This is a genomic window from Flavobacterium sp. PL11 (assembly GCF_035985025.1).
Classification (GTDB): Bacteria; Bacteroidota; Bacteroidia; order Flavobacteriales; family Flavobacteriaceae; genus Flavobacterium.
Genome location: NZ_JAXCIA010000001.1, coordinates 59,424 through 80,821, shown reverse-complemented (window position 1 = coordinate 80,821; position 21,398 = coordinate 59,424). Strand labels below are relative to the sequence as shown.

Below are 21,398 nucleotides of genomic sequence, written 5' to 3'. Positions count from 1 at the left end.
CAATACTACTACTATTAAGAAATTTTATTAATACGGAATTCCAGTTTATGATGTTTAGTTTGATTTAAAATGTGAATCGTGCCATATCTTCTAATATTTTTTTCGAAGTAATAAATTCAGATTTTGCTAATTCATAATCTACTTCTACATCAGCCGTTATACTTGTGATCCGCACATATTCAGCAACAGGAACTACTCCGTTTCTAAATTCTTTTTCTATCATTTGCATATTTACCTTGCCATCGCCTAAATTTTTAGATTTTATTCTTAAGATTTTTTGCTTTAAAAGTAAATCTTGATATAATTTAATAACATTTTGTCGTATTTCATCTTCTTGAAACTGCACCATATCCTTAGCCTCATCGACTTCTAATCGAGCTAATCCTATTTGGTTTTTTCTGTTTATAACATTAAAAACGGTTAGGTTTACATAAAAGCCAACACTATAATTAAATTGCCTTGTATTAGTAGCAATAGAGGTGGCTAGATTATCAAGACCATTTGTTGAAATGTTATTAAGAGTTCCATATCTAGTGTCTGTTTGAATGCCTATGTTGCGAGTCCAGTCAACGCGTTCAGAGGCTAATGTAAATTCCTTTACACCTATGTGTTTTTTTCGCGACTGGAGTAACCCATTATTTTTTAAAACAGAATCAATAACAATTGAAAGAGCAGGTAAAGAAAAATCTTCACTGTCATCATTATTTGATGATTGAGCTTGAATAGTATAAGATGATAATACTGTTACGGTAAAAAGTAACATTAGAAATTTCTTCATAAAATTTTAAAGGATATTTATAATTTTTAAACAGAATCTTTTTGTAGTAATGCAGGAATAGTTCTTAATATAAGTTTAAGATCGTACCAGAAAGAGTATTTATCTCCTTTAAATTGATCAGCATATTCATTGTCAAGCCGTATTCTTTCTTCCTCAGACATTTGTCCACCTTTACCTCTAAGTTCAACTTGCCAAAGACCAGTTATTCCTGGAGGAGCTAAAAAACGTTTAGATAAATCTCCTGAAGTAAGTAATTCTGCTTCATAAACCGGTAATGGTCTATTTCCTACAATTGACATATCGCCTTTTATAACATTTATCAATTGTGGCAATTCATCAATACTAGTGTTTCTAATAAATTTACCTACTCTTGTCACACGGGGATCATCTACAATTTTGACAAAAGTAGAATTATTTTTGAGTACTTCTTTCTTTTGTACATTAAACCAGTAATCACATATCTCTTCAGTGCCCATAAACATTATTGGGGAACATCGTTGTCCATTTGGTAATAAACTACATCTGGTACAATCAGTATTTAGTGGACTGTCTTCAGCTTTAGATTTTGCTTTGTATTGATTTTTTTCTTCAGCTAGCTTTTTTAAAAGCTGATCAGAGCCACTTCTCATTGATCTTAATTTATAAAAATCAAATGTTTTTCTTCCCACTCGTTTTGAAGTGTAATAAACTTTGCCAGAAGATTCTAGGCGTATGGCTCCAATTATTAATAAAAGAAATGGCGCCACTACTAATAATGCTGATGAAGCAACAAATATATCAAAGACCCTTTTAGATATTGGCATTTTATAACCCTGTTCCGTATCTTTTTGATTTAATTGTGTCGTATTTATAGCAATGTTTTGATGGGTACGAAGAAATGCGATTCTTTCTAAAATAACGGTCACTGGAGTTACTGCTAGTATATAATAATCGCTTACACCTTTTATAAATGCATTTTTATAAGTTTCAATATTAAATTCTTTGGTAAGAATAATAAAAGGAATTGTATTAAACTCTGCACGCTCTCTAATCCAGTCATAAAGATACAATCCATTATTTCCAGATAAATTATAATCACAAATTATAGCATCTGTCACTTCGTGAGATGTTAAATGTTGTATGGCTTTGATGCTATTTTCCATTATGGTTAGAGAAATAGTTTCATTGTCTTTTATGTTATTAAAATAATTAGGATTGTTACCAATATATAGGAGGTTGAGATGGGGCTTCATCTTGTAGGTATAAGTGGGATTAAAATTTTTAGAATGTTACCACTCTAATGCATAATGAATTGGGAATAGGTTTTTTTTAACTAATTCATCAAGTTCTTCAGGGTTAAATGGTTTAGTAAGGTAATCTTGTGCTCCTAGTTGATAACACTTGATGCGCTCTTTACTTTCTGATCTTCCTGAAAGCATGATAACAGGAGTGTGCTTCGTAAAGCCACGTTGTCGCAACTTAGTGAGAAATTCAAAACCACCCATATTAGGCATTTGAATGTCACTTATTATTAAATCAGGAATCGTACTGTCTAACCATTTTAAAGCTCCAATACCATCATTCACTGCTGTCACTTCATATTTTTTAGAAAGGAAATTTTCTAACAGAAAACATATCATGGCTTCATCATCAACAACTAATATCTTTTTTTTCATAACCTTATTTTAAAATTTAATTAAAAATTGATTCAAAATATTTTATAGTTTTTATTAAACCATCATCTAAATTGATTTTTGGTGACCAATTAAGTTCATTCTTTGCAAGACTGATATCTGGTTTTCTCATCAAGGGATCATCCGATGGTAGTGCTTTATATATTATTTTAGAATTAGAATTTGTAATTGCAATTACTTTCTTCGCTAACTCCATAATCGTAAATTCATCTGGATTTCCAATATTTACTGGTCCTGTAAAACCATTTGAAGAAGCCATCATTTTAACCATTCCTTCAACTAAATCATCAACATATTGAAAACTTCTAGTTTGCTGACCTTTGCCATAAACAGTAATATCTTGATTTTTTAATGCCTGAACGATAAAGTTAGATACTACTCTTCCATCGTCGGGATGCATGCGTGGACCGTAAGTATTAAATATTCGTACAATTTTTATATCTACTTGGTTTTGTTTATGATAATCCATAAACAAGGTTTCAGCAGCACGCTTGCCTTCATCATAACAAGAGCGTTCTCCTATAGGATTTACATTGCCCCAATAAGATTCTGTTTGTGGATGTTCCAATGGATTTCCGTATACTTCACTCGTTGATGCTTGCAAGATTTTAGCATTTATTCGTTTTGCTAATCCTAACATATTGATTGCTCCCATTACAGAAGTTTTCATGGTTTTAATAGGATTGTATTGATAATGTACTGGAGAAGCTGGACAAGCTAGATTGTAAATTTCATCAGCTTCTATGAAAAATGGAGTTGTAACATCATGACGGATTAGTTCAAAATAAGGATCGCTTAATAAGTGTACCACATTTCGCTTTTGACCAGTAAAGAAATTGTCTAAACAATATACTTCATTACCCTCATTTAATAAACGTTCACACAAGTGCGATCCTACAAAACCTGCGCCACCAGTAACAAGCACTTTTTTACGTATCATTCTTTTTAAGAAAATAAATTATCTAAAATTCAGTTATAGATTTTTTTAATTTTATAAACTTATCTTGATGTATCAATCCCAATACAGAAGTAATCAAACTCATTTTGTTTCATTTCTTCTTTATCATAAATATTTCTTCCATCAAAAACAGCAGGTGCTTTCAATAATTTTTTAATAACATTAAAATTTGGAATTCTAAATTCTGGCCATTCTGTTAATATAGCTAGACAATTTGAATCTATTAAAGCCTCATATTGATCATCATAATATGAAATGGTATCACCAAAATGATGTTTCGCCTCTGGGATTGCAACTGGATCATAAGCCTTGATATGTGCTCCTTCTTTCAAAAGTTTACGCACTATTTCTAATGATGGAGCCTCACGCATATCGTCAGTATGAGGTTTAAAGGACAATCCCCATAAGGTGACTGTCTTACCTTTGACATCTCCATTAAAATAATTCATTATTTTATGGAATAAGATTGACTTTTGAGCCATGTTAACAGCTTCAACTGCCTTTAAAACCTGTAGATCATAATTGTATTCTCCTGCAGTTTTAATCAATGCTTGAACATCTTTTGGAAAACAAGATCCTCCGTAACCAATTCCTGGATAAATAAATTTATTGCCTATACGGCCGTCTGATCCTATTCCCTTTCTTACTTGATTGATATTTGCTCCAACTAATTCACAAAGATTTGCAATATCATTAATAAAACTAATTTTAGTAGCTAACATAGAATTTGCAGCATACTTTGTCATTTCGGCTGAAATAATATCCATAAAAATTATAGGATGTCCATTTAATACAAAAGGTTTATACAATTGTTTTAATAACTCCTCTGCATGTGCACTTTCAATACCAACTACAATTCTATCTGGTTTTAAAAAATCATCTATTGCAGCTCCTTCTTTAAGAAACTCAGGATTCGAAGCTACATCAAATTCAATAGTTTCAACTCTTTTATCTAACTCCTCTTGTATTGCTTTTTTTACTTTTAAAGAAGTACCAACAGGAACAGTACTTTTAGTAATTACAAGAGTATATTTATCCATATACATGCCACAATCACGGGCAACGGCTAATACGTATTTTAAATCTGCGCTTCCGTCCTCATCAGGTGGCGTTCCTACTGAAATAAAAATAATTTCAGATTCCTTAACTGCTTCAGCAATGTCGGTAGTAAATTTTAGACGTTCCTTTTTCATATTACGAGCTATCATCTCTTCTAGCCCTGGTTCGTAAATTGGAATAATCCCTTTATTAAGATTATCAATTTTACTTTGATCGATATCAACGCATACAACATCAATACCAACCTCTGAAAAACAAGCTCCTGTAACTAAACCCACGTATCCACTTCCTACAATTGTAATTTTCATTATTTTATTTATTAACAAGTATTTTATTAACTTCTATTATTTCAAATTAATATAATATCAACTTATTTATTTCTAACGGCTTAAAAAAAATTATGATTTCATTTTTTTTATTCAAACCTAATAAATTAATATATAAAATACACGATGTAACGTGCATTTTAATCGATAAAGTACATTAATTGTTTTAAAGTAAATAAATTCACCGTTTTTAGTAAAAAAAAATGTGAGAATCAATTTGCATAATTTTCTATTAGAATTTAATGGAATATGACGATTGTACCTTTTAAGTCAATCTTCTAATAAAAAAATTGATCTAATTTATGTCAGAAAATTTACAATTCTTTGTAGTAATTTATGAATTGTAGTTTGACAAATGGGAATATAATAATACTAAGAAATTACATAAAAATGCTTACTCCAATAATAAGGATTTGGTTTTTAAAAAGGAATAGGCAACTCATGATGAAATATAGTGTTAGAAATTACTATCGGGCGAAACTAATTTATTAATATAATTCTTTAACTTACACAGTTGGTAAAACACTGTCATTTTTTGAGCGTATTTCTAATAAAATAAATAAAGTTGCTAATAAGCAGTAATGTCAATTTGTGCACACATTATACAGCCTAAGTACATCTAATTTGTATAAATATAAAGCTGTGTAAAGCGTATTAATTAAATCTTAGTAGTGTTAGTATCAATGGAACAGTATAAAGTTTTGCTATTTTTATAATGCCATTTTAAATTGTTATCATGTTAATTGTCTCTTTAATTTTAAGCTAAATAAACGCTATTTATTATTGATTACGGCATCTTTAAACTATCACAAATGTTTGACTAAACAAGCTTTACCTATATTTAACATTGTGTTCTTAAACTATATTTAAAATTGATTTAATGTAATAATCATGTTTTTTAATTGATCATATCTTAAATGTTATTACGGGTCTAACCGTATGATTGACTATATCTTCACTTATGCTTCCATTAAAAAAATGAGCTAATCCAGTTCTGCCATAAGTGCATATTCCAATTAAACTGGCATTGATTTTTTTTGAGAAATTGATAATGCCATTTTCCACTTTGGTATCGTTAAATATATGTAACGAATAATCTTTAATGTCATGTTTTTTTACAAATTTATTCATTATTTTCTCAGCTTCAAGCGTTGTTTTAAAACTACTAGGAGAACAAATCATAACTAACGAAAGTTTAGCATTAAAAATCTCTGAAAATTCTAACATTTTTTTAAAAGGTCTCTTTATTTCTTTTGAAAAGTCAGAGGCAAAAACAAAATTGTCAAATTTAGATTCACTTATATCATTTTTAATAATTAAAACTGGAATGTCAGACAATCGAACTACTTTTTCAGCATTGGAGCCAACTAATATTTCTTCAAATCCCGAAGTGCCATGTGATCCCATTACTATTAAATCAATATTATTCTTCACATTAAAAGAAAGAATACCATTAAAAGCTTTTTCAAACTTAACTGATGAATGGACGATTACATCTTTTAGATATGGTTGTTGCGTTATATCATCTAATTTCTCATTTGCTTTTTTTATAAAATGCATCACTTCTGGAATACTGCTACCGTCTGTGGTTGCGTCCTGCATTTGGCTCGGTAATTCTAGTAAATGAAGTAAAAATATTTCTGAGTTGTTTTTCTTGGCTATTAAAGCCGCCATTTTGAGAGCGTTTTCCGCATATTGAGAAAAATCAGTAGGAACTAAAATACGTTTCATAAGTAAAAAGTGTTAAATTTTATTAAAAAAAATAGATATTCTAGTTCATAAAGGTATAAATTTATTATCGATCAATCTAAAATTTTAATTTTATAAAAAAAAGCACTATATTTGCACCGTTATTTATTAAAATTTAGATAATGAGGGGACTACTAAGTCCCCTCTTTTTATACAAATTATGACATTCAAAGACAAAGTAAATACAGCATTGGTAGAATGCCTTAAAGAAAAACCTTCAATTTTTTTAATTGATTTAATCATTACTGATTCCTTCAAAGTGATTGTAAATTTAGATGGGGATAATGGTGTTGCATTGCAGGATTGCATTGATGTAAGTCGTTATCTAGATGTTAATTTAGATCGTGAGGAGCAAGATTATTCTCTTGAAGTGGCGTCAGTAGGTGTTGGTTCACCATTAAAACAAATCAGGCAGTATAAAAAAAATATAGGTCGTATTTTAATTGTTAAGACAGAATCAGAAATAATTGAAGCAGAATTAGTTAATGCTGATGATGATTTTGTAATTTTGTCGTGGCAAGCTAGAGAGCCTAAGAAAATTGGGAAAGGCAAGGAGACAGTTCAAAAAGAATTGAAGCTACCTTATGGTACTATTAAAGAAGCAATTGTTACAGTAACATTTTAATTAAAGAATTCGCATGGAAAACTTAGCATTAATCGATTCATTCTCAGAGTTTAAAGATGATAAACTCATTGATCGTGTAACGCTTATGGCAATTTTAGAAGATGTATTTAGAAATGCATTGAAAAAAAAATACGGATCAGACGATAATTTCGATATTATTATAAATCCTGATAAAGGAGATATGGAAATTTGGCAGAGAAGAGTAATCGTTGCTGATGAAGACTTGGACTTTGATCATCTTGAAATCACGTTAACTGAAGCCAGACAAATTGAGCCTGATTTTGAAATAGGAGAAGAGGTTTCTGAAGAAGTAAAGTTAATTGATCTTGGAAGAAGAGCTATCTTAGCCTTGCGTCAAAACTTAATTTCAAAAATCCACGAACATGATAATACAAACCTTTATAAGCAATTTAAAGATTTAGTAGGTGATATTTATACAGCCGAGGTACACCATGTGCGTCCAAGAGTTGTCATATTAGTGGATGATGAAGGCAATGAAATTGTTTTGCCAAAAGAAAAGCAAATACCTTCTGACTTTTTCCGTAAAGGCGATAATGTTAGAGGAATAATTGAAAGTGTTGAATTGAAAGGGAATAAGCCTCAAATTATTATGTCTCGTACTTCTGAGAAGTTCTTAGAGAAATTATTTGAGCAAGAAATACCAGAAGTGTTCGATGGTTTGATCATGGTAAAAAAGGTAGTGAGAATTCCTGGCGAGAAAGCAAAGGTAGCCGTGGATTCTTATGATGATAGAATTGATCCAGTAGGAGCTTGTGTAGGAATGAAAGGTTCTCGTATTCATGGAATTGTTCGTGAATTAGGAAATGAAAATATAGATGTGATCAATTATACTAGTAATATTCAGTTGTTTATTACAAGAGCCTTGAGTCCAGCAAAAGTCTCTTCGATAAAAATTAATGAAGAAACTAAAAGAGCAGAAGTTTTCTTAAAATTGGAAGAGGTTTCAAAAGCAATTGGTAGAGGTGGTCACAATATTAAATTAGCTGGATTGTTAACCGGTTATGAATTAGACGTTATTCGTGAAGGCGATGTTGCTGGTGCAACAGCAGATGAAGATGATGTTGAATTAACTGAGTTCTCAGATGAAATTGAGGATTGGGTTATTGAAGAGTTTGCAAAAATAGGTTTAGATACTGCAAAAAGTATTTTGAAACAAGATGTAAATGATTTAGTGAAAAGAACAGATCTAGAAGAGGAAACGATTTTAGATGTAATGAGAATATTAAAAGAAGAATTTGACAGTTAGTCAATAATTCTTCAACTATAAACATGCCATTTTACAACAAAATCTTTCTTAGTAGGTATTAAGCGAGAGTAAAATGAGGAATAACAAAAAGGTAATAATAAAAAGGTTTTATGTCTGAAGAGAGAATTATTAGAATAAACAAAGTTTTAAGGGAATTGAATATTTCTTTAGAAAGAGCTGTGGATTATCTAAAAGATAATGGAATTGCTATTGAAGCAAATCCAAACGCAAAAATTTCTAATGATATATACAATGTTCTGTGCGGTCAATTTGCTGGAGACAAAGGGAACAAAGAAGCTTCTAAGGAAGTGGGAGAAGAAAAAAGAAAGGAAAAAGAAGCTCTAAGATTAGAGCGTGAAAAAGAAATTGAAGAAAAACGCAAGGTAGAGGAAGATCGTCTTAAAAAACAAGAAGTGATAAAAGCGAGAGCTGTTATTGCCGGTCCTGTTCAAGTAGGTAAAATAGATCTAAATCCGAAAAAACCTGTAATAATTTCGGCCAATAAAGTAGTTGAAAAAGCGCCAGCTGTAGTGCCAAAAGTAGCTGAAGTTAAACCAGTAATGGAGGATAATGTGTCGCAAAAAGTGGAGGCAGTTAAACCTATTATTGAAGCCAAACCTATTGCTGAAATTCCAGTAGAAGTTAAACCTCTACAACAGAAAAGTAATACAAACAGCAATTTGATAAAACCAAACGCTGCAAGTAAAGAAATAAAAGCAACACCTATCAAGGAATCTTCAGCAGGTCTTAAAGAAGAAGTAGTTCCAGAAACTGTAAAACCAGTGGAAGCAGCTGTTGATGAAACAATTACTACTCAGTACCAAAAATTATCTGGAACAACATCAACAGGTCAAGTAATTGATTTGTCGCAGTTCAATAAGCCTAAGAAGAAAAAAGAAGAGCCAAAGATCACTCCAAATAAACCAGGAGCTCCAGGTTCAGCTGCGGCTAATGCAAATAAAAATAAACGTAAAAGGATTGCTCCTAAACCGGGTGCGCCAAGACCGCCAGCAGTTCCAGGTGCGCCAAATCCTAATAAGATTACACCTAATGTAGGTGGAGGTGGATACAATGCTAATCGCAGTGCAAGACCTGGTTTTGTAAAAGGAAATAGACCTGCAATTGTAGCCAAGGTAGAGCCTACGGAAGAGGAAGTTAAAAATCAAATTAGAGAGACTTTAGAGAAACTGCAAGGTAAAGGTGGTAAATCTAAAGCGGCTAAATATAGAAGAGATAAAAGAGACACACACCGTCAGAAATCTGATGATGAGCAAAGAGCTATTGACGAAGGAAGTAAAACTATAAAGGTTACTGAGTTTGTAACAGTTGGTGAAATTGCAATAATGATGGATGTGCCAATTACTAAAGTTATTGGTACTTGTATGTCACTTGGTATCATGGTTACAATGAATCAACGTCTTGATGCAGAAACATTAACAATCGTTGCTGATGAATTTGGTTATGAAGTTGAATTTATCACTGTAGATATTGAGGAAGCAATTCAAGTTGTTGAAGACAAAGAGGAAGATCTAGTTTTTAGAGCTCCTATTGTTACTGTGATGGGTCACGTAGATCATGGTAAAACATCTTTACTGGATTACATTCGTAAAGAGAATGTTATTGCAGGAGAAAGTGGAGGAATTACGCAGCATATTGGGGCTTATGGAGTAACTTTAGATAATGATCAAAAAATTGCATTCTTAGATACACCAGGTCACGAAGCATTTACAGCGATGCGTGCTCGTGGTGCTCAAGTTACGGATATTGCTATTATTGTAATTGCAGCTGATGATGATATAATGCCACAAACAAAAGAAGCGATAAGCCATGCTCAAGCCGCTAATGTTCCGATCATTTTTGCTATCAATAAGATCGATAAGCCAAATGCTAATCCTGAAAAAGTAAAAGAAAGATTAGCAGGTATGAATTTACTGGTAGAAGATTGGGGTGGAAAAATACAATCACATGATATTTCTGCTAAAGTTGGAACAGGTGTAAAAGACTTATTAGAGAAAGTATTGCTGGAAGCTGAACTTTTGGACTTGAAATCAAATCCTAATAAAGCTGCGCAAGGTACAGTTGTGGAAGCATTTTTAGATAAAGGTAAAGGATATGTGTCAACTATATTAGTGCAAAATGGTACTTTAAAAGTTGGTGATTATATGCTAGCTGGAAAGCATCATGGTAAAATTAAAGCCATGCATGATGAACGTGGAAATATTGTAATGGTCGCAGGTCCATCAACACCAGTATCTGTACTGGGTCTTGATGGCGCAGCAACAGCAGGAGATAAATTTAATGTTTTTGAAGATGAAAAAGAAGCTAAACAAATTGCTTCTAAACGATCTCAATTGATGCGTGAGCAATCCGTACGTACACAAAGACATATTACATTAGATGAAATTGGAAGAAGAATTGCATTAGGTCAATTTAAAGAACTGAATATTATCCTTAAAGGTGATGTTGATGGATCAGTTGAAGCATTATCTGATTCGTTCTCTAAACTTTCTACAGAGGAAATACAAATAAATATTATCCATAAAGGTGTTGGAGCAATTACTGAAACTGATGTTATGTTAGCCTCTGCTTCTGATGCAATTATTATTGGATTTAATGTACGTCCTGCAGGAAATGCTAGACAATTAGCTGATAAGGAAGAAATTGATATCCGTTATTATTCTATTATCTATGCCGCTATTGATGACTTAAAAGATGCAATGGAAGGAATGTTAGCGCCAGAAATGAAAGAAGAAATTCTAGGTACTGCTGAGATTAGAGAAATATTCAAAATTTCTAAAGTAGGTTCAATTGCTGGTTCTATGGTTATGGATGGTAAGATTGTTAAAAACGCGAAAATGCGTATTATTAGAGACGGAGTAGTTGTCTTTACTGGTGAGCTTTTAGCATTGAAACGATTTAAGGATGATGTTAAAGAAGTAGCTAAAGGTTATGATTGTGGTATTCAAGTTAAAGGATACAACGATATTGAAGAAAGAGATGTTATTGAATCGTACCACGAAGTTGCCATTAAGAAGAAATTGAAATAAAATTTCTAAATAAATATTATTTAAATCCCGATTCGTCGGGATTTTTTTTGCTCTAATATTACCGATTTGAAAACGGTGCCAATATTAGTAATAAGAAGGATTTTCAATGAGAACAATACTTGATAGCTTTAGAAATAATATAAAATTTGAAAAGAAATTTTGTGGGTTTATAGGATTCAAACGTAGTAAAGAACGTAATTGAATTAGAAAATTAATAGAGTAAATTTGGGAAACAGATTTAAAAGAATCAGAAATATAATGAGAAACCACTTTATAATAAGTGTTAAAATGTAAATGTACTTTTAAGAATTAGTATAAGATGAGATTTAATGAGATAGTGTAATCCTTGAAAAGCGCTTAAAACTAAGCTAATAATTAGTGGAATTTTAAAATTAAATCAGCATTTCAGTAGATTTCTTAAAAAATAAATTTTTGCTAAAGCTTTCAGCCTTCCAAAGGCTGAAAGCTTTAAGGATTAGAATATCTTAAAATCAAACCTAATAACTTTGATATCAAATAATTAGTAGACTTATACAATAGTACAATTTTAATTCAAAAAAAATAGTTTAACAAAGCTTCCAGCCTTTCAAAGGCTGGAAGCTTTACGAAGCAAAGTATTTTATAGGTAAGTTCGCTCATATAAATAGCAAATAATGAGATGCCTTAAACAATGGTACTATTTTAACTCAAAAAAAAAACTTAGGTTAATAAAGTTTCCAACCTTTAAAAGGCTGGAAGCTTTAAGGAATAGAGTGTTTTAACTTCTAAAAGGATTTTAAAACATAACTTACACTATTATTTTAAGCTGTAAATTCACCATTTTTTTAAAATTAACTATTAAAAAGAAAGCTTAAAAAGATCATGACAATAAAAATCAGATCTATTTCTTGGGCTTGATTAAATGTACATTGCTGTACCTTTTTCTGATGTTAACTAAGTTCCTTTCAGCCTCAATACGGCTGCTATAATTTCCAACCCAAACTTTATAATTAGGAGTAAAAAAAAAGATTGTAGCATCAACATCCTTAAATTCTTGTCTAAATTCATTGAGCGTTAATTTTGCTTTTTGGCTATCACCACTGTAAATCTGAATCTGGTAATTTTCATCAGTAGGAGGCGAAATTGTGTTTTTTCTCCTCTCATTTAATAATTGTTCAAATTTAATATCTTGTTTAATATTAATGTTTGCTACTTGTGCATTCACAGTGAAAGTAGCTAAAGTTATAAAAAGGGATGTCAAAGAAGTGTTGGATATAGCTAAAATTCTCATTATGTGATTGTTTTTTTGCAAATTTACTATTTAATAGCATATAGTTAAAAGTAAGCGTTATTTAGAATAAATATAAATTGAATTTAAGGCCATTTTTGGGTTTTGAGAATAGTTCTTTAGTCGTATTTTTGTACAAGTTTTAAAAGAAGGAACAGGCCAGTAAAATGGTTCTAAAAACTGTGCCAATTTTTATTAGATAATATTTATACAATATGAAAAAGGTGGGTAACCATAATTCGATCACACGGAAATTATTTTTAGGCTTTGCTTTATCATTAATTTTCTCCCTAAATTCTTTTGCTCAGGAAGTAGTTGCAGATGCCGCCGCCGCTGATGTTGCTCCTATAGCTGCCGGTGCAGGTGATGCTGCTAAAGGTAAGGAATTGTTTAATGCAAATTGTGCTGCATGTCATAAGTTAGATGGTAAGGCCACTGGTCCAGCACTAAGAGGTGTAGCTGATAAATACGACACTGATTGGCTTTACAAGTGGATTAGAAATAGTTCAGATTTGATTAAATCTGGTGATCCTCAAGCTATAAAAATTTATGAAGAGTATAACAAGGCAGTAATGTCTGCTTTTCCTCAATTGTCTGATGCTGATATCGATAATATATTAGCCTACACTTCAGAGCCAAAAATGGAAGCGCCCGCTGCAACTGTTCCCGGAGCAGAAGCTCTTGCCGGTGCTGCGCCTGCAGATGGAGCCATGTCTAATAATATAATATTAGGAGCTTTAGCATTGGTAATGATTGTTTTGGTTGTTATGTTATTCTTAGTGAATAAAGTACTTACATCTGTAGCTAAGGCAAATGGGATTGTAGTTGCTCCTAAAACACCTACTACTCCTATATGGAAAGCATTTGCAAGAAATCAATTTTTAGTCTTAGTTACTTCAGTATTTTTTCTTTTGGCTAGTGCTTATTTTGTTTATGGTTTTTTAATGCAGATAGGTGTAGATCAAGATTATGCTCCTATACAGCCTATACATTATTCGCACAGGATTCATGCTGGTGATAATGAGATTAATTGTAAATATTGTCACTCAGCTGCCAGAGTAAGTAAAAATGGTGGAATTCCATCACTAAATGTTTGTATGAACTGTCATAAAAATATTGGTGAAGTTGCTGAAAGTACAGCTACTCCAGAATACAGTAAGGCATTTTACGATGGAGAGATCCAGAAACTATATACCGCTGTTGGTTGGGATCCAGAAACACAAAGCTATACTGGAAAAACACAACCTGTGAAATGGGTTCGTATTCATAATCTACCTGATTTTGTTTATTTTAATCACTCCCAACACGTTACTGTTGCAGGTATTGAATGTCAAACATGTCACGGTCCTGTTCAGGAATATGAAATCCAAAAACAATTTGCTCCATTAACTATGGGATGGTGTATTGATTGTCACAGAAAAACGGAAGTTAAAATGGAAGGAAATGAATATTATACTAAAATTCATGAGGAACTTTCTAAGAAGTATGGTGTAGACAAACTGACTGCTGCACAAATGGGTGGTTTAGAATGTGGTAAATGCCATTATTAATCAATTTATTAAGATTTTAATATTTATATATGTCATCAAACAAAAAATACTGGAAAAGTGTTGAAGAACTAGACGAAAATAGTTCTATTGTTGAGGCGCTTAAAAATAACGAGTTTGTTGAAGAAATTCCTACCAATGAATTTTTAGGAAATGCCAGTGCATTAGCATCATCATCAACATCACGTCGCGATTTTTTAAAGTACGTTGGTTTTAGTACTGCAGCGGCAACGTTAGCAGCTTGCGAAGGTCCTGTAAACAAGTCAATACCTTATGTTCTTCAACCAGAGCAAATCATTCCTGGAGTTTCTGATTACTATGCAACATCAGTTTTTGATGGTTTTGATTTTGCTAACCTATTAATCAAAACTCGTGAAGGACGTCCTATAAAAATAGACAATAATACTATTGCAGGTGCAGCATTTAGCGCTAATGCGAGAATTCATGCCTCTATACTTTCGTTATATGACAGTACGCGGTTAAAGGAGCCTAAAATTGAAGGTACAGCTTCAAATTGGAGTACTGTAGATTCTAAATTAAAATCAAGTATTGCTGATGCTTCTGCTAAAGGAGGTCAGGTAGTTCTTTTCACAAATACATTAGCAAGTCCTTCAACCGAAAAATTAATTACTGAGTTTTTAGGTAAAAATCCAAATGCAAAACATGTAATTTATGATGCAGTTTCGGAATCAGAGGCATTAGATGCTTTTGAAACTGTATATGGTGAGAGAGCTTTAATCAATTATGATTTTTCAAAAGCATCATTAATTGTATCAGTTGGAGCTGATTTTCTAGGTGATTGGCAAGGTGGCGGATATGCTACTGGTTACGCACAAGGGAGGATTCCAAAACGCGGTAGAATGTCTCGTCACTTTCAGATGGAGTCCAATATGACACTTTCTGGCGCTGCTGCAGATAAACGTCTTGCAATGTCAACTGCAAATCAAAAGCAAGCATTAATTCATATATACAACGTTGTGTCTGGTTCAGTTGTTGCCGTTAAGTTGGACCCTTCATTTAAAGCAGATGTTAATAAAGCAGCTCAACAATTAAAAGCAGCAGGATCTAAAGGTCTATTAGTATCTGGGATCCAAGATAAAAACGCACAACTTTTAGTTTTATCTATTAATCAAATTTTATCTAGTGAAGCTGCTTCTACTTTAGGAGTTAGACAAATTAGAAAAGGTTCAAATGCTAAAGTTGAACAATTAGTTGCCGACATGAACGCTGGTAAAGTTCACACTCTATTGATGAGTGGAATAAATCCTGCTTATAGCTTACCAAACAGCACTGCTTTTGTTAGCGGTCTTAAAAAAGTGAAAACTTCTGTAGCTTTTTCATTAAAAGATGACGAAACTGCATCAATTAGTACAATTGCAGCTGCAACTCCTCACTATTTAGAATCTTGGAATGATTTAAGTATTGTAAAAGGAAATTACAGTATTACTCAGCCAACCATTAGACCACTTTTTAATACGAAACAATTTCAAGATGTATTATTATCATTAAACGGTCAAGCAGGTTCTTTTTATGATTTTATAAAAACAAATTCAGCATCAATAATAACAGGCTCTTCATGGAATAAAGTCTTACATGATGGTGTTTATGTTGGTAGTAATATAAACATCGCAGCTCGTTCAGCAGATTTTACTGCTGCAGCAAATGCTTTAAGCCAATCAAAAGCAGTTCAAGGACTAGAACTTGTTTTATATACCAAGACAGGTTTAGGAGATGGGCAACAAGCAAATAATCCTTGGTTGCAAGAATTTCCAGATCCAATAACTAGAGTTTCATGGGATAATTATTTAACAGTATCTAAAGCTGATGCTGATAAATATGAAATGTCTAATGAAATAGTTGCCAACGGTGGTTTGAATGGTAGTTATGCAACTATTACAACAACTGACGGTTCAAAAGTAGAAAACATTCCTGTTATAGTGCAACCAGGCCAAGCAGTTGGAACAGTTGGGTTGGCATTAGGTTACGGCCGTATGAAAGCTATGAAAGAGGAAATGATGGTAGGTGTAAATGCCTATCCATTATATAAAAATTTTAATAATGTGCAGTCAATTACGCTTGCTAATGCTGGAGGAGAACATGAGTTTGCTTGTGTTCAAGGTCAGAAAACATTAATGGGTAGAGGAGATATTATTAAGGAAACTTCTTTAGAGATTTTTAATACTAAGAATGCTGAATTTTGGAACAAACAGCCAGTAGTTTCATTAGATCATAAAGAAGTTGAAGCAACTACGGTTGACTTATGGGAGTCTTTTGATCGTTCTGTAGGGCATCATTTTAATTTGTCAATAGACTTAAATGCTTGTACAGGATGTGGGGCATGTGTTATTGCTTGTCATGCAGAGAATAATGTTCCTGTCGTTGGAAAATCAGAAGTAAGAAGAAGTCGCGATATGCACTGGTTGCGTATTGATAGATATTATTCTTCGGAGAGTACTTTTGCAGGTGACAATGAACGTAAAGAAAATATTTCTGGATTAGGTAGTTCATTATCTACATTTAATGAGATGGAAAGCGCAGGTGAAAATCCTCAAGTTTCTTTTCAACCTGTAATGTGTCAACATTGTAATCATGCGCCATGCGAAACGGTTTGTCCTGTAGCTGCAACATCACATTCTCGTCAAGGTCAAAATCACATGGCTTATAATAGATGTGTTGGAACGCGTTACTGTGCTAATAACTGTCCTTATAAAGTACGTCGATTTAACTGGTTCTTATACAATAAAAATACCGAGTTTGATTATCACATGAATGATGATTTAGGTCGTATGGTATTAAATCCAGATGTAAATGTTCGCTCTCGTGGTGTGATGGAGAAATGTTCAATGTGTATTCAAATGACTCAATCTACAATTTTAAAAGCTAAGAGAGAAGGAAGAGTTGTTAATGAAGGTGAATTTCAAACGGCATGCTCAAATGCGTGTTCGCAAGGTGCAATGAAATTTGGCGATATAAACGTTGTAGGTTCTGAAATTGCTTCCCTAGTTGCTGATGAAAGAATGTATCATCTTTTAGAACACGTTGGAACAAAACCTAATGTGATTTATCATGTTAAAGTCAGAAATACCTAGTACAAAATAAATTAATTAAGAATCAATATAAAGGATTATGTCGTCTCACTACGAAGCAACCATTAGAAAACCCCTTGTTATGGGTGATAAATCATATCACGATGTAACTGTAGATGTAGCTGCACCTGTTGAAGGTAAGGCTAACAAACATTGGTGGATTGTATTTTCAATTGCATTAATAGCCTTCCTTTGGGGACTTGGCTGCATTATTTATACCGTTTCTACAGGGATTGGAACATGGGGATTAAATAAAACTGTTGGATGGGCTTGGGATATAACCAATTTCGTTTGGTGGGTTGGTATCGGTCACGCTGGAACATTGATTTCTGCTGTATTATTACTTTTCCGTCAGCGATGGAGAATGGCCATTAACCGGTCAGCTGAAGCAATGACTATATTTTCAGTTATTCAAGCAGGTTTGTTTCCAATTATTCACATGGGTCGTCCATGGCTAGCATATTGGGTGTTACCAATTCCTAATCAATTTGGATCATTATGGGTAAACTTTAATTCACCATTATTGTGGGATGTATTTGCAATATCCACGTATTTGTCAGTATCATTAGTTTTCTGGTGGACTGGATTATTACCAGATTTTGCAATGCTTAGAGATAGAGCGATCACTCCTTTCAATAAAAGAGTATATTCTATTTTAAGTTTTGGTTGGAGTGGTAGAGCAAAAGATTGGCAACGTTTTGAGGAAGTTTCGTTAGTTCTTGCTGGTTTAGCGACTCCACTTGTGCTTTCAGTACATACGATTGTATCGATGGATTTTGCAACGTCAGTAATTCCAGGATGGCATACTACAATTTTCCCTCCTTATTTTGTTGCTGGGGCGGTATTCTCTGGATTTGCAATGGTAAATACATTGCTTATCATTATGAGAAAAGTTTCAAATCTTGAGGCTTACATTACGGTTCAACATATTGAGTTAATGAACATTGTAATCATGATTACTGGTTCGATAGTTGGAGTGGCCTATATCACAGAATTATTTGTTGCATGGTATTCTGGTGTTGAATACGAGCAGTACGCGTTTTTAAATAGAGCAACTGGACCATACTGGTGGGCATATTGGTCAATGATGACCTGTAATGTTTTTTCTCCTCAATTTATGTGGTTTAAAAAATTAAGAACAAGCATAATGTTCTCCTTTGTAATTTCGATTGTAGTTAATATTGGAATGTGGTTTGAACGATTTGTAATTATTGTAACATCATTGCACAGAGATTATTTACCGTCTTCTTGGACTATGTTTTCACCTACGTTTGTCGATATAGGTATATTTATAGGAACAATTGGTTTCTTCTTTGTTTTGTTTTTGTTATACGCTAGAACTTTTCCAGTTATTGCACAAGCAGAAGTTAAAACAATCTTGAAGGCGACAGGAGAAAGTTATAAGAGAGTAAGAGAAGCAAATAAAGATTCACATCATGAGTAATAAAGTAATATACGCCATTTATAATGACGATGATATTTTGATGGAGGCTGTTAAAACAACTAGGGCAGCTCATCATCATATTGAAGAAGTTTTCACGCCATTTCCAGTTCACGGATTAGATAAGGCTATGGGATTAGCACCTACAAGATTAGCGATATGTTCATTTTTGTATGGTTGTGTGGGTATATCATTTGCAACTTGGATGATGTATTATATAATGATTCAAGATTGGCCGCAAGATATTGGTGGTAAACCGAGTTTTAGCTATCTTCAAAATATGCCTGCTTTCGTTCCAATTATGTTTGAACTTACTGTATTTTTTGCTGCGCATCTAATGGTTATTACTTTTTATATGAGAAGTAGATTATGGCCATTTAAACAAGCAGAAAATCCGGATGTAAGAACAACTGATGATCACTTCTTAATGGAAGTTGCAGTCAGAGACAATGAGGCGGAACTGGTTTCCTTCTTTCAAAGCACAGGAGCTATAGAGGTTAAAGTAATTGATAAGCATTAATTAGAGATATGAAAAGCGTATATAAAATAACACTTTTATTTGGATTGACTATTATAGTTTCTTCCTGCCATAATACTTCGGCACCGAACTTTCAATATTTTCCAGATATGTATGAGGCTGTGGGGTATGAAACTTACTCCGAATCAAATGCTTTTAAAGATGGAAAAGAAGCTCAGTTACCTGCAGAAGGATCAATAGATAGAGGGTTTGAGCCATTTGAATATGAAAACTCTACCGCTGGTTATGAATTGGCTAAAGCTAATTTAAAATCTCCTCTTGATTCTGTTTCAAGAAATGCCGATAAAGGAAAAGTGCTTTATGAAATATATTGTACTACTTGTCATGGAAATAATGGTAACGGTAAAGGCGTTTTAGTTGAAAGAGAAAAGTTTTTAGGTGTTCCTAGTTATGCTGATAGAGTTATAACTGAGGGAAGTGTTTTTCATGTTATAACTTATGGTTTAAATTCTATGGGTTCACATGCTAATCAATTGAGTGCCGATGAACGGTGGTTGGTTACCGACTATGTTTTGAAACTAAAGAGCGAATTATAATTGTTGAACAAACTGATCGTAATAGATATGTATACATTTACAAGTAAATTAAAAACACTTTCCTTTATCTTAATGGCCTTAGGTATATTAGGTATAGGATATGGTTTTTACTCTGCACCAAAAGATATTCAAGAAGTTGAAACAATTCTTGCTGCAGAAAGTCATGGAGGACATGGTGAAGCAACGCAAGAACATTCAGCTACTGTAGCTCCGCATGATGGTACTTCTCATGCGTCTGAGGAAAGTAATGATAATAAAATAGCATCTGCTAATAGTAGTGATTCAATTTCGGGAGGTGTCACGGCCGCAATGCAAACTAATCAAAATTTATCTTTATCAGATTTAACTGAGGGGAGAGAGAAAGTAACTGTTTTAACTGCAGAAGAAGAACATATAGAACATCTGACTCATGTTTTACATCAATTACAAAATAAGCCTTGGTCTGCTTTTTACGTGGCCTGTATCTTTTTTATGCTTGTTTCTCTTGGCGTCTTGGCATTTTATGCTATTCAACAAGTTGCTCAAGCTGGGTGGTCACCAGTTCTTTTTAGAGTTATGCAAGGAATTACCGCTTATCTTCCAGTGGGTTCGGTTATTTTCTTTGTAGTTTTAGTATTATCTGGTTTACATCTAAATCATCTTTTTGTTTGGCTTGACCCGGAAGTTGTGGCAAATGATAAGTTAATTGCTAACAAGTCTGGTTATTTAAATTTTCCTTTCTGGATTATTAGAGCTGCCATATTTTTAATTGGTTGGAATCTTTACTGGTATTATTCAAGAAAGAATTGTTTAGCACAAGATGATGCCAAAGATAATTTTTATTACAAGAAAAATTTTAAACTTTCAGCCGCGTTTTTAGTATTTTTTATTGTGACAGAATCTATAATGTCATGGGATTGGATTATGTCAATTGATCCACACTGGTTTAGTACTTTGTTTGGGTGGTATGTATTTTCAAGCTTCTTTGTAAGTGCTATTACCACTATTGCATTAGTAACTTTATACTTAAAGTCTAAAGGTGCATTAGAGTATGTGAATACAAGTCACATACATGATCTTGCAAAATTTATGTTTGGTTTTAGTATATTTTGGACATACTTATGGTTCTCTCAATATATGTTGATTTGGTATGCTAATATTCCTGAAGAAGTTACGTATTATATTACAAGAATCGAATTATATAATTTGCCTTTTTTCGGTGCAGTTGTAATGAATTTTGTTTTCCCATTATTAATACTAATTAATACTGACTTTAAACGAATTAGTTGGATTCTTGTTATGGCTGGAGTAGTCATATTGATAGGTCATTATTTAGACTTCTTTATTATGATTATGCCAGGTACTGTTGGTGATAGATGGTTTATTGGCATTCCTGAAATAGCTTCAGTTTTATTTTTCCTTGGATTATTTATTTTTGTAGTTTTTAATGCTATGTCTAAAGTTCCATTGTTACCTAAAAGAAATCCTTTCATTGATGAAAGTAAGCATTTCCATTATTAAT

16 protein-coding genes are annotated in these 21,398 nt (G+C 32.8%); 9 read left to right on the top strand and 7 right to left on the bottom strand.

Annotated elements, in window-relative coordinates:
• Positions 1-64: 64 nt before the first annotated feature.
• The 6 genes from RCH18_RS00290 to RCH18_RS00265 all read right to left on the bottom strand — a co-directional run bounded on the left by RCH18_RS00290 (position 65) and on the right by RCH18_RS00265 (position 6,525).
• Positions 65-778, bottom strand: coding sequence for a TolC family protein (locus RCH18_RS00290; RefSeq protein WP_326934757.1), 714 nt, complete (start codon positions 776-778; stop codon positions 65-67).
• A 26-nt stretch (positions 779-804) separates the two neighbouring features.
• The gene (locus RCH18_RS00285) at positions 805-2,010 is read right to left on the bottom strand and encodes a sugar transferase (RefSeq protein ID WP_326934756.1); all 1,206 of its coding nucleotides are present in this window, start codon (positions 2,008-2,010) and stop codon (positions 805-807) included.
• A gap of 36 nt (positions 2,011-2,046) precedes the next feature.
• Positions 2,047-2,433 carry a response regulator gene (locus RCH18_RS00280; RefSeq protein WP_326934755.1) on the bottom strand — a complete coding sequence of 129 codons (387 nt, stop codon included), beginning with the start codon at positions 2,431-2,433 and terminating at the stop codon, positions 2,047-2,049.
• 16 nt (positions 2,434-2,449) lie between these two features.
• Complete coding sequence (locus RCH18_RS00275) at positions 2,450-3,391, bottom strand: UDP-glucuronic acid decarboxylase family protein (RefSeq protein WP_326934754.1); 942 nt, start codon at positions 3,389-3,391, stop codon at positions 2,450-2,452.
• A gap of 59 nt (positions 3,392-3,450) precedes the next feature.
• Positions 3,451-4,776 (bottom strand): UDP-glucose dehydrogenase family protein, encoded by a 1,326-nt coding sequence (locus RCH18_RS00270; protein WP_326934753.1) that lies wholly within the window; start codon positions 4,774-4,776, stop codon positions 3,451-3,453.
• Between the two features lie 924 nt (positions 4,777-5,700).
• Complete coding sequence (locus RCH18_RS00265) at positions 5,701-6,525, bottom strand: universal stress protein (protein ID WP_326934752.1); 825 nt, start codon at positions 6,523-6,525, stop codon at positions 5,701-5,703.
• A gap of 178 nt (positions 6,526-6,703) precedes the next feature.
• Between RCH18_RS00265 and rimP the strand changes: the two genes are divergently transcribed.
• The 3 genes from rimP to infB all read left to right on the top strand — a co-directional run bounded on the left by rimP (position 6,704) and on the right by infB (position 11,482).
• Entirely contained in the window at positions 6,704-7,168 is a 465-nt protein-coding gene (rimP, locus tag RCH18_RS00260; protein WP_326934751.1) for a ribosome assembly cofactor RimP, read from the top strand.
• 13 nt (positions 7,169-7,181) lie between these two features.
• Positions 7,182-8,435 (top strand): transcription termination factor NusA, encoded by a 1,254-nt coding sequence (nusA, locus tag RCH18_RS00255; RefSeq protein ID WP_326934750.1) that lies wholly within the window; start codon positions 7,182-7,184, stop codon positions 8,433-8,435.
• Positions 8,436-8,545: 110 nt separating this feature from the next.
• A complete protein-coding gene (gene infB, locus RCH18_RS00250; protein WP_326934749.1) occupies positions 8,546-11,482 on the top strand; it encodes a translation initiation factor IF-2 in 2,937 nt (978 codons plus the stop codon).
• An 880-nt stretch (positions 11,483-12,362) separates the two neighbouring features.
• Here the strand turns inward: infB and RCH18_RS00245 are convergent.
• Positions 12,363-12,752 carry an SPOR domain-containing protein gene (locus tag RCH18_RS00245; RefSeq protein ID WP_326934748.1) on the bottom strand — a complete coding sequence of 130 codons (390 nt, stop codon included), beginning with the start codon at positions 12,750-12,752 and terminating at the stop codon, positions 12,363-12,365.
• 212 nt (positions 12,753-12,964) lie between these two features.
• Between RCH18_RS00245 and RCH18_RS00240 the strand changes: the two genes are divergently transcribed.
• From RCH18_RS00240 to RCH18_RS00215, 6 genes are read left to right on the top strand one after another with little or no spacing between them, the layout of a single operon-like run.
• Positions 12,965-14,299 carry a c-type cytochrome gene (locus tag RCH18_RS00240; protein WP_326934747.1) on the top strand — a complete coding sequence of 445 codons (1,335 nt, stop codon included), beginning with the start codon at positions 12,965-12,967 and terminating at the stop codon, positions 14,297-14,299.
• Between the two features lie 29 nt (positions 14,300-14,328).
• Entirely contained in the window at positions 14,329-17,385 is a 3,057-nt protein-coding gene (locus tag RCH18_RS00235; RefSeq protein WP_326934746.1) for a TAT-variant-translocated molybdopterin oxidoreductase, read from the top strand.
• Between the two features lie 37 nt (positions 17,386-17,422).
• Positions 17,423-18,826 (top strand): NrfD/PsrC family molybdoenzyme membrane anchor subunit, encoded by a 1,404-nt coding sequence (gene nrfD, locus RCH18_RS00230; protein ID WP_326934745.1) that lies wholly within the window; start codon positions 17,423-17,425, stop codon positions 18,824-18,826.
• Positions 18,819-19,343: a DUF3341 domain-containing protein gene (locus RCH18_RS00225; RefSeq protein WP_326934744.1), complete on the top strand. Its 525-nt coding sequence runs from the start codon at positions 18,819-18,821 to the stop codon at positions 19,341-19,343. Before nrfD ends, RCH18_RS00225 begins: the two co-directional genes overlap by 8 nt.
• 8 nt (positions 19,344-19,351) lie before the next feature.
• The gene (locus tag RCH18_RS00220; protein ID WP_326934743.1) at positions 19,352-19,897 is read left to right on the top strand and encodes a c-type cytochrome; all 546 of its coding nucleotides are present in this window, start codon (positions 19,352-19,354) and stop codon (positions 19,895-19,897) included.
• A gap of 27 nt (positions 19,898-19,924) precedes the next feature.
• A complete protein-coding gene (locus RCH18_RS00215) occupies positions 19,925-21,397 on the top strand; it encodes a quinol:cytochrome C oxidoreductase (protein ID WP_326934742.1) in 1,473 nt (490 codons plus the stop codon).
• The last annotated feature ends 1 nt before the right edge of the window (position 21,398 follow it).

Coding starts and splice junctions, on each gene's coding strand:
- RCH18_RS00290 (WP_326934757.1), bottom strand. CDS start 778: ATGAAGAAATTTCTAATGTTACTTTTTACCGTAACAGTATTATCATCT.
- RCH18_RS00285 (WP_326934756.1), bottom strand. CDS start 2,010: ATGAAGCCCCATCTCAACCTCCTATATATTGGTAACAATCCTAATTAT.
- RCH18_RS00280 (WP_326934755.1), bottom strand. CDS start 2,433: ATGAAAAAAAAGATATTAGTTGTTGATGATGAAGCCATGATATGTTTT.
- RCH18_RS00275 (WP_326934754.1), bottom strand. CDS start 3,391: ATGATACGTAAAAAAGTGCTTGTTACTGGTGGCGCAGGTTTTGTAGGA.
- RCH18_RS00270 (WP_326934753.1), bottom strand. CDS start 4,776: ATGAAAATTACAATTGTAGGAAGTGGATACGTGGGTTTAGTTACAGGA.
- RCH18_RS00265 (WP_326934752.1), bottom strand. CDS start 6,525: ATGAAACGTATTTTAGTTCCTACTGATTTTTCTCAATATGCGGAAAAC.
- rimP (WP_326934751.1), top strand. CDS start 6,704: ATGACATTCAAAGACAAAGTAAATACAGCATTGGTAGAATGCCTTAAA.
- nusA (WP_326934750.1), top strand. CDS start 7,182: ATGGAAAACTTAGCATTAATCGATTCATTCTCAGAGTTTAAAGATGAT.
- infB (WP_326934749.1), top strand. CDS start 8,546: ATGTCTGAAGAGAGAATTATTAGAATAAACAAAGTTTTAAGGGAATTG.
- RCH18_RS00245 (WP_326934748.1), bottom strand. CDS start 12,752: ATGAGAATTTTAGCTATATCCAACACTTCTTTGACATCCCTTTTTATA.
- RCH18_RS00240 (WP_326934747.1), top strand. CDS start 12,965: ATGAAAAAGGTGGGTAACCATAATTCGATCACACGGAAATTATTTTTA.
- RCH18_RS00235 (WP_326934746.1), top strand. CDS start 14,329: ATGTCATCAAACAAAAAATACTGGAAAAGTGTTGAAGAACTAGACGAA.
- nrfD (WP_326934745.1), top strand. CDS start 17,423: ATGTCGTCTCACTACGAAGCAACCATTAGAAAACCCCTTGTTATGGGT.
- RCH18_RS00225 (WP_326934744.1), top strand. CDS start 18,819: ATGAGTAATAAAGTAATATACGCCATTTATAATGACGATGATATTTTG.
- RCH18_RS00220 (WP_326934743.1), top strand. CDS start 19,352: ATGAAAAGCGTATATAAAATAACACTTTTATTTGGATTGACTATTATA.
- RCH18_RS00215 (WP_326934742.1), top strand. CDS start 19,925: ATGTATACATTTACAAGTAAATTAAAAACACTTTCCTTTATCTTAATG.